Origin of the sequence: Alteromonas sp. KC3 (assembly GCF_016756315.1) — a bacterium.
In the GTDB taxonomy this organism is placed as follows: Bacteria; Pseudomonadota; Gammaproteobacteria; order Enterobacterales; family Alteromonadaceae; genus Alteromonas.
This window is the reverse complement of sequence record NZ_AP024235.1, coordinates 3,091,669-3,105,837: the sequence shown is the minus strand read 5'-3', so window position 1 is coordinate 3,105,837 and position 14,169 is coordinate 3,091,669. Positions and strand designations below refer to the sequence as shown.

15 protein-coding genes are annotated in these 14,169 nt (G+C 45.8%); 14 read left to right on the top strand and 1 reads right to left on the bottom strand.

Annotated elements, in window-relative coordinates:
* Positions 1–118: 118 nt before the first annotated feature.
* Entirely contained in the window at positions 119–895 is a 777-nt protein-coding gene (suhB, locus tag JN178_RS13860) for an inositol-1-monophosphatase (protein WP_202262053.1), read from the bottom strand.
* A 267-nt stretch (positions 896–1,162) separates the two neighbouring features.
* Here suhB and trmJ point away from each other — a divergent pair, with 267 nt between their 5' ends.
* From trmJ to pilW, 14 genes are all read left to right on the top strand, one after another.
* Positions 1,163–1,924, top strand: a complete 762-nt coding sequence (gene trmJ, locus JN178_RS13855; protein WP_159627057.1) for a tRNA (cytosine(32)/uridine(32)-2'-O)-methyltransferase TrmJ — start codon at positions 1,163–1,165, stop codon at positions 1,922–1,924.
* A 6-nt stretch (positions 1,925–1,930) separates the two neighbouring features.
* On the top strand, positions 1,931–2,755 hold the full coding sequence (cysE, locus tag JN178_RS13850) for a serine O-acetyltransferase (protein WP_202262052.1): 825 nt from the start codon (positions 1,931–1,933) through the stop codon (positions 2,753–2,755).
* A 111-nt stretch (positions 2,756–2,866) separates the two neighbouring features.
* Positions 2,867–3,352: a Fe-S cluster assembly transcriptional regulator IscR gene (gene iscR, locus JN178_RS13845; RefSeq protein WP_202262051.1), complete on the top strand. Its 486-nt coding sequence runs from the start codon at positions 2,867–2,869 to the stop codon at positions 3,350–3,352.
* Between the two features lie 18 nt (positions 3,353–3,370).
* A complete protein-coding gene (locus tag JN178_RS13840) occupies positions 3,371–4,537 on the top strand; it encodes an IscS subfamily cysteine desulfurase (protein ID WP_202262050.1) in 1,167 nt (388 codons plus the stop codon).
* 280 nt (positions 4,538–4,817) lie between these two features.
* Positions 4,818–6,254 (top strand): Fe-S cluster assembly protein SufB, encoded by a 1,437-nt coding sequence (gene sufB / locus JN178_RS13835; protein WP_159627053.1) that lies wholly within the window; start codon positions 4,818–4,820, stop codon positions 6,252–6,254.
* 3 nt (positions 6,255–6,257) lie between these two features.
* Positions 6,258–7,019, top strand: a complete 762-nt coding sequence (sufC, locus tag JN178_RS13830; protein ID WP_202262049.1) for a Fe-S cluster assembly ATPase SufC — start codon at positions 6,258–6,260, stop codon at positions 7,017–7,019.
* On the top strand, positions 7,016–8,272 hold the full coding sequence (gene sufD / locus JN178_RS13825; protein ID WP_202262048.1) for a Fe-S cluster assembly protein SufD: 1,257 nt from the start codon (positions 7,016–7,018) through the stop codon (positions 8,270–8,272). The genes sufC and sufD overlap by 4 nt, the downstream gene beginning before the upstream one ends.
* Positions 8,269–9,486 (top strand): aminotransferase class V-fold PLP-dependent enzyme, encoded by a 1,218-nt coding sequence (locus tag JN178_RS13820; RefSeq protein ID WP_202262047.1) that lies wholly within the window; start codon positions 8,269–8,271, stop codon positions 9,484–9,486. Before sufD ends, JN178_RS13820 begins: the two co-directional genes overlap by 4 nt.
* 9 nt (positions 9,487–9,495) lie before the next feature.
* Positions 9,496–9,852: a HesB/IscA family protein gene (locus tag JN178_RS13815; RefSeq protein ID WP_202262046.1), complete on the top strand. Its 357-nt coding sequence runs from the start codon at positions 9,496–9,498 to the stop codon at positions 9,850–9,852.
* Positions 9,853–9,890: 38 nt separating this feature from the next.
* The gene (gene sufT / locus JN178_RS13810; protein WP_202262045.1) at positions 9,891–10,424 is read left to right on the top strand and encodes a putative Fe-S cluster assembly protein SufT; all 534 of its coding nucleotides are present in this window, start codon (positions 9,891–9,893) and stop codon (positions 10,422–10,424) included.
* Between the two features lie 56 nt (positions 10,425–10,480).
* A complete protein-coding gene (locus tag JN178_RS13805) occupies positions 10,481–10,891 on the top strand; it encodes a SufE family protein (protein WP_159627048.1) in 411 nt (136 codons plus the stop codon).
* Between the two features lie 238 nt (positions 10,892–11,129).
* Positions 11,130–11,561: a nucleoside-diphosphate kinase gene (ndk, locus tag JN178_RS13800; protein WP_012519000.1), complete on the top strand. Its 432-nt coding sequence runs from the start codon at positions 11,130–11,132 to the stop codon at positions 11,559–11,561.
* Positions 11,562–11,834: 273 nt separating this feature from the next.
* Entirely contained in the window at positions 11,835–12,953 is a 1,119-nt protein-coding gene (locus JN178_RS13795) for a bifunctional tRNA (adenosine(37)-C2)-methyltransferase TrmG/ribosomal RNA large subunit methyltransferase RlmN (protein ID WP_159627047.1), read from the top strand.
* 24 nt (positions 12,954–12,977) lie between these two features.
* A complete protein-coding gene (gene pilW, locus JN178_RS13790) occupies positions 12,978–14,165 on the top strand; it encodes a type IV pilus biogenesis/stability protein PilW (RefSeq protein ID WP_202262044.1) in 1,188 nt (395 codons plus the stop codon).
* Positions 14,166–14,169 lie beyond the last annotated feature (4 nt).

Genomic DNA, 14,169 nt, shown 5'->3' with positions numbered 1-14,169 from the left:
TGTATTTGCCTTGCGACAACACGCTGATACATACAAAAAAAGGCGCTAAATTTGATAGCGCCTTTCGATTCGTAGCAGTGTTTATGGCTGTGAGTAATAGCCAGGTGAGCTAGGTCACTTATTTAAGGTGCTTAACAAGCCCTTGAACCACTTTCACACTACCTGCGACAATTTCGCCTTTGTGCAATGGATCGTTACCACCTTTAAAGTCTGTTACTAGGCCGCCAGCTTCACGAACAATAAGTTCGCCCGCTGCGATGTCCCAAGATTTGATACCGCGCTCCCAGTAACCGTCGTGACGACCTGCTGCAACGTAGGCAAGATCAAGTGCCGCACTACCTGCACGGCGAATGTCGCCCACTTCGTGGAAAATCTTATTAAGGCTTAGCGCATACTCACCAAATTGAGATTTGTTCTTAAACGGTAGACCCGTTGCAATAATAGTTTCAGTGAGATCGCGAGGCTTAGAAGCACGAATACGGTAACCGTTTAGCTGTGCGCCTTGACCACGGCTCGCAGTAAAAAGTTCGCTACGGATAGGGTCGAATACTACAGCTTGGTCTAAACGACCTTTGTGTAGAAGTGCAATAGAAACGGCAAAGTGAGGAATGCCTTTAACAAAATTGGTGGTGCCATCTAGCGGGTCGATAATCCACTGATAGTCAGTTTCTTTCCCGTGAATTTCACCCATTTCTTCGCCCAAGAAGCAGTGCTCTGGGTACGATTGCTGAATTTTGTAAACAATAGCTTGTTCTGCTTCTTTATCAACTTGTGTAACAAAGTCGTTCAAGCCCTTAGACTCAGTAGCAACTTCATTATGTTTTTCAAAACCACGAACAATAACTGTTCCAGCCGCACGCGCAGCGCGCACCGCAATATTCAGCATAGGATGCATAGATAAACCACCAATTGTAAAAGACCAATGAAACTAACCAGCTGTACAAAAAATAGCTAGTTGTTTTCGAAAACGGGCGGAGTCTACCAGAATCATTCTGTGATGCAAATGAAATTACCATCGGTAGATATGATGTGCTTAAAACCATTTCCCTTAAATAGCCATCTATACTGCTACTGTGCTACACTCGCTCACAAATGAAGTAGTAAGATTCAGCGTGATTAGTCGCTGGTGTCTTGTTTTAGAAAGTACGTAGGTATCGCAGGCATGCTCGAAAATATTCGCATTATTTTGGTTAACACCTCACACACTGGCAACATCGGCTCAACGGCGCGTGCCATGAAAACGATGGGGCTAAGTAGTCTGTATCTTGTGGACCCGGTAAATGAACCAGATGGGCAAGCCAGTGCACTTGCTGCTGGTGCAGGTGATGTGTTGGCAAACGCGAAAATTGTGAGCACATTGGAAGAAGCGGTAAAAGACTGTGGGTTAGTGGTTGGAACTTCTGCTCGCTCCCGCACGCATTCTTGGCCAATGCTTGGCCCGCGCGATTGTGGCGAGAAGTTGGTTCAAGAAGTCGAAAAGTACCCGGTTGCATTAGTATTTGGTCGTGAAAACAGTGGGTTAACTAATGAAGAGTTGCAACAGTGTCATTTTCATATGTGTATTCCTGCTAACCCAGAATATAGCTCGCTAAACTTGGCGGCGGCTGTTCAAACCCTGTGTTATGAAATTCGTATGGCATTTTTGAATCGTGAAACTTATCCGAGTGTGGAAGAAGAATACCCACTTAATGAAGACCTAGAGCGTTTTTACGTGCACTTGGAGTCAACGCTAGAAAGTACTTCGTTTATTCGTAAAAGTCACCCAGGTGTGGTGATGACAAAGCTACGTCGCTTATTCAACCGTGCCCGCCCTGAGTCACAAGAGTTAAACATTCTTCGTGGCATATTGGCGTCAATTGACAAGTCTGTTAAGCAAAACGGTGAGGACGAGAGCGCGTCTGGCACTGGTTCTGAAAAAGAGTAATCACCTATGTTTGCCCGTATAAAAGACGATATACAAGGGGTATTTCATCGCGATCCGGCCGCTCGAAATACGTTTGAAGTATTAACCAATTACCCTGGACTTCACGCGGTATGGTTACACCGCCTTAGCCACAAATTGTGGAAAGCTGAGTGGAAGTGGTTAGCTCGCACATTATCGACCTTCAGTCGTTGGTTAACCGGGATTGAAATTCATCCCGGCGCAACGTTGGGCAGGCGGGTTTTCATTGACCATGGAATGGGCGTTGTTATCGGGGAAACCGCGGAAATAGGTGACGATGTTACTCTTTATCACGGCGTCACACTTGGCGGCACAAGTTGGAAAGCGGGCAAACGTCACCCTACGTTGAAAAATGGTGCAGTAGTAGGGGCAGGTGCAAAAGTCTTAGGGCCGATTATCATTGGAGAAAATGCCAAAGTAGGCTCTAATTCAGTGGTTGTTAAGGATATTCCAGATGGCGCTACCGCCGTTGGCATACCTGGTCGTATTATCATATCTAAGCAGAAAGAATTGACAGCCAGTACAAATCCACAGCGTGACAAGATAGCACAAAAATACGGCTTCGATGCGTATGCAGTAGCGCCAGACAATCCAGACCCGGTGGCCAATGCAATGGGCATTATGTTGGAACATATGCATCAGATGGACACGAAAGTGGAAGAAATGTGCAAAGTTATCCAGTCACTGGGTGGCGATGTTTGTACCGATAATCTGCATAATATTAGTGCTGAAGACTTCGCTAATACCGGTATAGAGCTTACAGATTCTCAGCAGAGAGAAAAAGCCCATTCCTCGTTTGACCCTGCAATCTAAGAATGTAATTGGGTTAATCTATAATACCTGACTAAATTACTAGGTCTTATACTTGACCAATTTAGTCGGGTATGTGAAAATTCCCGCCATCAAAAACGGCGGGAGAATTCAATGAAACTCACTTCTAAAGGGCGCTATGCAGTAACTGCGATGCTTGATGTAGCTTTGCACTCTAAGCGTGGTCCAGTGCCTCTTGCCGATATATCAGAACGACAAGAAATATCCCTATCATATTTAGAACAGCTCTTTTCTAGACTGCGCAAAGAGCAACTTGTAGACAGTGTACGCGGTCCTGGCGGTGGTTACTTGCTTGGACGTGAAGCATGTGAAATTGCCATAGGTGAAGTTATTCGGGCGGTAGATGAGTCTATCGACGCTACTCGATGCCAGGGGCAAGCCGATTGCCAAGGTGGCGACCGTTGCTTAACTCATAGCTTATGGCAAGACTTAAGCGATCGTATTTCAGTGTTTTTAGACTCAATCACTTTAGGCGAGTTAATGGCGAAACGCGATGTGCAAGAAGTCGCTGGACGCCAAGACTCTGCAGCGTCATTGCGCAATATCGCTAACGACATTGAAGTTAGTATTCAACTTTAAATAGGTTTTGAATAACCCATGGCTTTATCAACACCCATTTACCTCGATTATGCTGCTACCACGCCGGTAGACCCAACTGTTGCAGATGTTATGGCCAAGTGTCTGACACTCGACGGAAACTTTGGTAACCCAGCATCACGAAGCTACCGCTTTGGCTGGATGGCGGAAGAAGCGGTAGACGTAGCGCGCAATCAAATTAGTGATGCCTTAAATTGCGATCCTCGCGAAATTGTTTTTACTTCAGGGGCCACCGAGTCTAACAACCTTGCTATCAAGGGAGTGGCGCAGGGTTACGCAAGTAAAGGCAAACACATTATTACGGTTAATACAGAGCACAAAGCTGTGCTCGATACCTGTGAATACCTTGAAGAGCAAGGGTTCGAGGTAACCTACCTTTGTGTACAGCAAGACGGATTAGTGAATCTTGACGATTTAAAAAGCGCCATGCGTGACGACACTATCTTAGTCTCTGTGATGCATGTAAATAATGAACTAGGTGTTATCCAAGATATTCAAACTATCGGTGAGTTATGTCGAGACAAAGGGATTTTGTTCCATGTCGATGGCGCACAAAGTGTTGGCAAGATAGCGATTGACCTTGCTGAACTTCCCGTGGATTTACTGTCTATTTCCGCTCATAAAATGTATGGGCCAAAGGGCATGGGAGCGCTTTTCGTTCGTCGTCGTCCTAAAATTAATCTGGTTGCTCAAATTCACGGCGGTGGCCATGAGCGTGGTATGCGCTCTGGTACGTTAGCCACCCATCAAATTGTAGGCATGGGAGAAGCAATTTCGCTTGCAGTGACAAATTTAGCCGACGAGGGTAAACGCATAATGGCTTTGCGGGAAGCGTTGTGGAAGGGAATAGAGCAGGTAGGTGATGTGTATTTAAACGGGCATGAAACCCAACGTATTCCAGGTATTTTAAATGTCAGTTTTGCGGGCGTAGATGGTGAAAGCTTGATGATGGGGCTTAATGATATCGCCGTGTCATCGGGATCAGCATGCACATCAGCAAGCCTTGAGCCGTCTTATGTGCTAAAGGCCATCGGTCGAAGTAATGAACTCGCACACGCAGGTATACGCTTTAGTGTGGGTAGATTTACAACCCAAGACGATATTGATTACGTAATAACGAAAGTGACGGATGTTGTTACTCGATTACGAGAAGCAGCAATCGCATAAGTAAACGTTATAGCGCGTTAAAGAAATTTTAAGCTTGGCGGCGGTAAATAAACGGCTGAATATTTGAGTGAAATAGTCGGGTATTATATAATACCGCACCAATTTTTTAGGCTGCCCTTTTTGTAGCGAGTGGTTTGTATGAGATTTGCGTGGTGAATTCTTTGAATGTAAACGCACTCAAATACACAGAAACCCAGTAATCACCAAGACCGTGGGGTGGCTACTGTGCTGCGTAGACAGCAAATGGCAGCAAATGCAGGCAAACAAGTGAGATCCCAACATGAGTGAACAGATCGAACAGGCGTTAGAAAGAAAGTACGAAGCCGGTTTCTACTCTGAAATCGAATCGGAAACGTTTGAAAGCGGCCTGGACGAGTCGGTTATCCGCCGCATATCAGCAATGAAAAACGAGCCTGAATGGATGCTTGAATGGCGTTTGAAGTCTTATCATGCTTGGCTAGAAATGGAAGAGCCAGACTGGGCGCACGTCGACTATCCAAAAATTGACTATCAGGCCATTTCCTATTACTCGGCACCAAAGAGTATGAAAGACAAGCCTAAGTCACTTGACGAAGTAGACCCAGAACTTCTTCGCACCTACGAAAAGCTTGGTATCCCGCTTCATGAGCAGGAAATGCTAGCAGGTGTTGCGGTAGACGCAGTATTCGACTCGGTCTCTGTTGTGACTACTTTCCGTGAAAAGCTGGAAGAAGCGGGCGTTATCTTTTGCCCAATTTCTGAAGCGCTTCAGAAGTACCCAGACCTTGTTAAAAAATACATTGGCTCGGTAGTTCCGCGCACAGACAACTACTTTGCTGCACTCAATAGCGCTGTATTTACTGACGGTTCATTTGTTTACATTCCAAAAGGCACACGCTGCCCAATGGAGCTTTCTACGTATTTCCGTATTAACGAAATGAACACCGGTCAGTTCGAGCGTACATTGATTGTTGCAGATGAAGGCAGCTACGTGAGTTATCTTGAAGGCTGTACAGCACCTCAGCGTGACGAAAACCAGCTGCACGCGGCAGTCGTTGAGCTAGTGGCGATGGATGACGCGCAAATCAAATACTCAACGGTACAAAACTGGTACCCGGGTGATGAAAATGGAAAAGGCGGTATCTACAACTTCGTTACTAAACGTGGTGTAGCGCACACCAACGCCAAAATTTCATGGACACAGGTAGAAACGGGTTCTGCGGTTACGTGGAAATACCCAAGCTGTGTTCTTAAAGGCGATAACAGTGTAGGTGAGTTCTACTCAGTAGCACTAACACGCGGTCGTCAACAAGCAGATACCGGAACTAAGATGATCCACGTGGGTAAAAATACCAAGTCGACCATTATCTCCAAAGGTATATCAGCAGGTAACAGCAACAACGCTTATCGCGGGCTGGTTCAAATGGGGCCGCGCGCAGATGGTGCACGTAATTTCACCGAGTGCGACTCGCTACTGATTGGTGACAAGTGCGGCGCACACACTTTCCCGTATATCGAAAGCCGTAACCCTTCAGCCATTGTTGAGCATGAAGCAACAACATCGAAGGTGAGCGACGAACAATTATTCCTGTGTCAGCAACGTGGCTTAGACACAGAAAAGGCCGTTTCTATGATTGTTAACGGTTTCTGTAAAGAAGTATTCAAAGAGCTACCAATGGAATTTGCCGTAGAAGCCGGCAAACTGCTCGAAATTAGTCTTGAAGGTTCAGTGGGGTAATCAATGCTTAGTATCAAGAATTTACATGCCAGCGTGGAAGAGAAAAACATCATTAAAGGTCTTAACCTTGAAGTTAAACCTGGTGAAGTACACGCTATCATGGGCCCCAACGGTGCCGGTAAAAGTACATTAGGTTACGTGCTATCTGGCCGCGACGGTTACGAAGTAAGCGAAGGCGATGCCACGCTAAACGGTAAAGACCTGCTTGAGCTTGAAGTAGAAGAGCGCGCTCGTGAAGGCCTTTTCCTTGCTTTCCAATACCCGGTAGAAATTCCAGGTGTTAGCAACATGGAATTCATGAAAGAGTCGGTTAACGCTATGCGTGAACAACGTGGCGAAGAGCCGTTAAGCGCTGCAGAATTTTTAAAGAAAGCAAAAGAAGCGTGCAAACAAGTACAGCTTCCTTTGGATTTCTTAAAGCGTGGTGTTAACGAAGGTTTCTCTGGTGGTGAGAAAAAGCGTAACGAAATTATGCAAATGATTTTGCTAGAGCCAAAGCTTTGTATTCTTGACGAATCAGACTCTGGCCTTGACGTTGACGCTCTACAAGTTGTTGCAGACGGTGTAAACAGCCAACGCGACGGTGAGCGCAGTTTCATCGTTGTTACTCACTATCAGCGCCTTCTAGACTACATTAAGCCTGACTTCGTACATATCCTTGCTGACGGCAAAATTGTGAAAAGCGGTGACGCGTCACTTGCGCTAGAAGTAGAGAAGAGCGGTTATGCTTTCCTAGGTAAAGGCTATGAGGAGGCTGAGGCATGAGTCAATGGCTAGACCAGGTCATTGATGCGGCGCAAATCTCCGATTATTTAGCGCCCGTGCGTCAACAGGCCTTAACGCAGTTAAAAGCCGATGGCTGGCCCGCACGCCGTAACGAAAGCTGGCGGTTTACGCCACTTACGTCACTTGAAAAGCGTGATGCGAAGCAAGCCGTTCAGGCAGACAATTTGCCAGTGCCGGCAATTGACAATTTAAATGCTATCGACCTTGTCTTTGTTGATGGTGTCTTGGTAACGCAGGTTAATACCCTAGACGTGCCAGCTGGCATGACTATTACATCACTAAACAGCGATGACACGGCTACCCAGCAAGCTATTAGCAGCGTATACGGTCAGGTTAAGCCTACACGTCATATGTTTGGCCTAGTGAACGATGCACTATGCCAACACGGTATATTCATCAATGTAGAAGCTGGTGCGAAAATTGACACGCCAGTTCGCATTGTGAACATGACATCACAAGATGTAGATGCTCACACGCGTGTTGTAGTAAAGCTAGCTGAAGGCGCAAGCGCCACGGTTATTGAGCAAGGCTTTGGTGATACCGAAAGCCTAACTACTGCTTTTGCTGAATACGACTTGGCTGATGATGCGCACCTTGAGCACTACCGTTTTGCTATGTTTACTGGTAAAGCAAAGCAGCTAGGTGGTAGCCACTTTAAGCTTCATAACCGCACCACGCTAAACAGCACCATGGTAGGTTACGGAAGTGAGCTTTCGCGTTTAGATGTAGATATTCACCACGCTGGCGAATTTGCCGATGCGAAAATGAATGCCATTTATCTTCTGGCTGAAGGCGAGCTATTCGACCTTCACTCAACCATTGAGCACGCTATGCCAAATGGCACGACAGAAGAAAATGCGCGCGGTATCGTGGGTGATAAGGCGCGCGCTGTATTTAATGGTCGTATCCATATTCATCGCGATGCCCAAAAGACATTGGCTGAACTTAACAACCGAAACTTGCTGCTATCTCGCCGCGGTGTGATTAACACTAAGCCAGAGCTTGAAATTTATGCTGACGACGTAAAATGTGCCCACGGTGCAACGGTGGCAGAAATTGAAGAAGAAGCCTTGTATTACTTGCTAACTCGCGGTGTTTCTCGCAGCAAGGCATTGGTAATGCTTAACTTTGGCTTTATTCAAGAGCTTATTAACGACGTACCAAACACTGCGGTACGTGAATGGCTAGCGCCAATTTTAAGTGAGCGTTTCGCCCAAATGGAGGTGAAATGAGCTTAGACGTTGCAGCACTTCGTGCCCAGTTTCCCATTTTATCTAAAACGGTAGACGGCAAGCCGCTGGTATACCTTGATAACGCGGCTACTACACAAAAGCCTCAAGCTGTGATTGACGCGTTAATGGATTTTTACACGGGTACGAATGCAAACGTGCACCGCGGTGCGCACCATTTATCTGATGAAGCTACGCGTCGCTATGAAAATGCACGTAGCAGCGTTGCGAGTTTTATCAACGCAGGTGCCCGCGAAGAGGTTATCTGGACTTCAGGTACCACTGAAGCCATTAATATTGTTGCTAATGGCATTGGTCAACTTCTTAGTGAAGGTGACGAAGTGATGGTGACTGAACTTGAGCACCACGCCAACTTGGTTACATGGCAGCAGGCATGTCGCCGCTCTGGTGCAACGCTAAACGTTGTGCCTATTTTTGACAGTGGTGAGCTTGATGTTGACGCTTTCGATAGACTGCTGTCTGACAACACCAAAATGGTGGCGTTCCCGCATGTATCTAATGCATTGGGGACGGTAAACCCTATTAAACAGCTTACTCAAAAAGCTAAAGCGGTTGGTGCTTGGGTGTTGGTTGATGGCGCACAAGGTATTGCTCACGGCGACGTTGACGTACAAGACATCGGCTGTGATTTTTATGCGTTTTCAGGGCACAAGCTATTTGGTCCAACGGGCATTGGTTGCTTGTGGGGCAAAAAAGACGTGCTTGAAACATGGCCTGTATGGCAGGTAGGCGGCGAAATGATTAAAGACGTTACCTATCATGAAGCCACATGGGGTGCATTGCCAAACCGCCTAGAGGCTGGTACGCCAAATATTGCTGGAGCCATTGGCATGGGGGCAGCGGTAGATTGGTTTAGTGCACTTGATGTACAAGCGCTACATGCACATGAGCAACAGCTACTTGCCTACGCGACCGAGCAAGCACAGGCCCTCGAGGGAATGCGCATTATTGGTACTGCTCCTAATAAAGTTGGGGTACTAAGCTTTTTGCTCGACGGCGCGCACCCGGCAGATGTCGGCTTTATTCTTGACCGTCAGGGCGTGGCGATCCGCACAGGTGATAACTGCGCGCAGCCATTAATGAAGCGTTTTGGTATTCCGGGCACGGCGCGTGCGTCGTTTTCAATTTATAACACGCTTGAAGAAGTCGACAGCTTATTTGCTGCACTTAAGAAAGCAAAAATGATGTTGGCCTAAGGAGGCATTATGAGTGTAGAAACCTTTGTACCAAGTACAAAACTCATTTCGCTAACTGACAGTGCCGTTAAGCATTTCGAAAGTAAGCTTAAAGACAAGCCTGGTCAGTTAATTCGTTTATCAACAAAAGTAAGCGGCTGCACAGGTTACGCTTATGTACTTGATTTCGCAGACAGCGCACAAGCGGATGATGAAATCATCGAGATATCACCAATGCTAAATGTCGCGGTAGCATCAGACGCGACAGAGCTTTTACGTAATACAGAAATTGATTACGTAATGGAAGGCGTTAACGGCGTGATCAAATACAACAACCCTAACGTGGTTGACGAATGCGGTTGTGGCGAGAGCTTTAACGTAGGTTAATGGTTAAGGCCAGCAATAAAATAGGCACTAAGTAGTATATGAAGCAGAAGATGGTGACTACTGAGCGCGACTGTAAAGCGCGTTTAGTACCCGCGGGTAACCCAACTGTTATTCCTGAAGGCGAGTTTGTGAATATCACGCAAGAGCTCGGCGGTAATTACACGGTTACGTGGCGTGGAAATATGTATCGTATTGATGGTACGGACGCGGGCGCCATTGGCCGCAAAGCTATGACGCTGAGCTTCGATGTACCAGAAGACGGTAACATTAGCGAACAGCAGGTGTGGGATGCGTTAGAGACCATCTTTGACCCAGAAATACCCATTAACTTGGTGTCGCTCGGCCTTATTTACAAAGTAGACATCGACCAAGCCTCGGGCGATGTGAACATTGATATGACGCTCACTGCGCCAGGCTGCGGTATGGGGCCAGTACTTGTTGGTGATGTGGAATATCGTGTTGCTATGGTGCCTCACGTTAAGAATGTGAATGTTGAGTTGGTCTTCGACCCAGCATGGTCACGCGAAATGATGAGTGAAGAGGCGCAGCTTGAAGCCGGGCTGTTTTTCTAAGTTGTATTCTCACAACATTTTCAATTTACCTTTTGACATATTAAACGGAAATAACCATGCAATTACCTAGCAGTGATGAAATTATTGATGATTTAGCGTTCTTCGACGATTGGGAACAGCGTTATCAGTACATTATCGACTTAGGTAAATCTATTCCTGGTTTATCTGAAGAGGCAAAAACGCCAGAGCGTTTAGTAAAAGGGTGTCAGAGCAGTGTGTGGCTCGTTGAATCATACGATGGCAACAAAATTACCTTCGATGTCGACAGCGACGCAGTTATTGTTCAAGGTCTTTTAGCGCTGGTGTTGGCTGCCTACAACGATAAAACACCCAGCGATATCATCGCATTTGATATTGATGGTTATTTCGAAGCTTTAGACCTAGAGCGCCATATTACTCCAACACGCGGTAACGGTTTACGCGCCATCGTGGGTAAAATTCAAGAGCTTGCAAAAGCCAACGCATAAGTTGTAAACACCGATATTCGCCTGACAGGTATTTCTAACTAAGTGCCTGTCAGCGCAATGTAATGTGTACATTGTCATCATATTGTCATATATCATGCGCTACTCTATCGCTAGCTTTGCCCCTAAAAACAATACTTTAAGTTTCATTTCACATAGGCTCTAGTCAAGCTGGTATTTATTGCCTATAATTCGCGACCAAAATTTTTAAAGATACACACTATTTGTTTGGAGAGAGAACATGGCTCTTGAGCGTACTTTTTCGATTATCAAGCCTGATGCGGTAGCTAAAAACGTTATCGGTGCAATTTACAACCGTTTCGAATCTGCAGGTCTTCGCATTGTGGCATCTAAGATGATCCACATGAGCAAAGAGCAAGCAGAAGGTTTCTATGCAGAACACAAAGAGCGTCCTTTCTTCGGCGCACTTGTAGACTTCATGACCTCTGGTCCAGTTATGGTTCAAGTACTAGAAGGCGAAAATGCTGTTCTAGCTAACCGTGAAATCATGGGCGCGACTAACCCAGCTGATGCAGCTGCAGGTACACTTCGCTCTGACTACGCAGCGTCTATCGACGAAAACGCAGTTCACGGTTCTGACGCACCTGAGTCAGCAGCACGCGAAATTGCATACTTCTTCTCTGAAGAAGAGATCTGCCCACGTACTCGCTAAGATTACAGAAGCAGAGAAACGGGGCCTAAGGGCCCCGTTTTTGTTTCTATTTAGGCGTACTAAGCTACGCTTCTCGGGCATAGCCAAACTTAACCTTTCTCTGCGTTAAATCGGCTTTTTCTCAAATCTCATCTGTGGTAAAATCCGCGCAAATTTTAATCAGCGCTTTTCTTTTTCTTAAATGTCGCTCAAGACATAGTCGAATCGCTGTTTTTTACACCATATTCAGTAGTAAGAGGGGTATCCCTCGAAGGTAAAAGGGTCATCTTATTCATGGCAAAAACTAACTTATTAAACTTAAATCGCGAAGGCTTGCGCAATTTCTTTAAGGAAATGGGCGAGAAACCATTTCGTGCCGACCAGGTAATGAAGTGGATTTACCAGCACGGTATTAGCGATTTCGAGGAAATGAGTAACCTAAATAAAAACCTTCGCGCGATGCTCATTGAAAACTGCGAAATTAAAGCGCCTGAAATTGCGTACTTCCAAGAAGCGAGCGACGGTACTATTAAGTTTGCGCTTACCCTTGAAGGTGGTCAGGAAGTTGAATCTGTGTGGATCCCTGAAACAGACCGCGCAACGCTTTGCGTATCATCACAGGTTGGTTGTGCACTAGAATGCACATTCTGCTCGACTGCGCAGCAAGGTTTTAACCGTAACCTAAGCGTTAGCGAAATTATTGGTCAGGTTTGGCGTGTTGCTACCTTCCTTGGATTATCAAAAGATTCTAGCAAACGCCCAATTACTAACGTAGTGATGATGGGCATGGGTGAGCCGTTGCTGAACCTTAAAAACGTAGTGCCGGCTATGGACATCATGTTAGACGACTTTGGCTTTGGTTTGTCAAAACGTCGCGTTACCTTAAGTACATCAGGTGTTGTGCCTGCACTTGATATGTTAGGCGACCAAATTGATGTGGCGTTAGCAATATCGCTTCATGCGCCAACTGACGAATTACGCAATGAAATTGTGCCTATCAATAAAAAATACAACATTGAAGCATTCTTGGCTGGCGTGCGTCGCTATCTAGAGAAGTCAAAAGCAAACCAAGGTCGTGTTACTGTTGAATACGTTATGCTGTCAAACATCAATGACAGTACTGAACAGGCGCATCAGTTGGCAAAAGTATTAAAAGACACACCGAGTAAAATAAACTTAATACCTTTTAACCCATACCCGGGTTCACCTTACACTTGCTCAAGTAACTCACGCATCGATAGGTTTGCAAAAGTGCTTATGGAATATGGGTTTACCACCGTTGTGCGCAAAACACGGGGTGACGATATCGACGCTGCTTGTGGTCAATTAGTGGGTGATGTCGTCGATAGAACGAAAAGATTATTAAAAAAACAGATGAAGGGTGAAGCAATTTCGGTAAAAATGGCCCAATAATCATTAAGATATTAGGGTAAGACTATGCTAGCGGGATTGCAAACAGGGCTAAAGAATACATTACTCGGTGCTGCCTTAGTGGCGGCACTTGCCAGTACAGGTTGTGTCAGTAATGATCCATCGGGTGTCTACGGTGGTAATTTCGATAGGGAAGAGGCAGCCAAAACACGCATGTCGCTTGGTCTTACCTACCTACAAAACAACAACTATTCTCAGGCCAAGAAAAATCTCGATAAAGCGCTTGAATTCAATCCCCGTTCTGCAGACGTTCAATATGCGATGGCGTATTACTACCAACTCGTTGGCGACAACCAGCGCGCAGAATCTTTTTATGAAGCGGCTATTGATTTGGCGCCCAATAATGGGGATATCGCCAACAGCTATGGCGCGTTTAAATGCCAAAATGGTCAATACGAGCAGGCCAAAACTTACTTTTTCGACGCCATCAATAACCGCCTTTACTCGAACGCTGCGCAAACCTATGAAAACTTGGCGTTGTGCGCACAAAGCCAAGGGCAATTAGAAGAGGCGATAGGTTATTTCAACGAGGCGCTTAAACACCAGCCCGCGCGTGGAAAAAGCCTATTCTTACTTACTGAACTTTATGTTGTCTCTGAGCAGTATGATTTAGCGAAAGCGACCTTAGATAAATATGAAAAGGTGGCGCGAGTCACTCCTGATTCACTGTGGTTAGCGTATGAAATAGCTAAAGGGCAGGGGGATTTTGAAACAGCCAAAGGTTACGGCGACATGATGGTATCGGTGTACCCAGATAATGCATTGACGAAACGCTACGTGGAAGATAGCAAGTCGCTTCAACGCAAAGTTGTGAAAACCGTAAAGTCTACTCAATCTGAAAATGTATTTAGTTCGGGTCAAAAAGCGAATGTAGCTGAAGTTAAAACAGCCATTGTTGCAAAAAGTGATGAGCAAGCGCCAGAATCAACGCAAACTGAATCAACGGAACCTGAATCCACCTCTCAAAGCACATTTGCGACAGACACAGATACCTCTAATGATCAAAATACTGAATTATCTGAACAAACAGCTAAAATCCATGTAGTAAAACCCGGCGAAAACTTATATCGTATTTCTCTATTACACAATATCAAAATGGCGACGCTGCGAGAGTGGAATAACCTAGACAATACTGGCGCTATAATTGCTGGTCAGTCGCTTTGGTTAGTACCACCTAATATGCAGGAGGAATAAGATT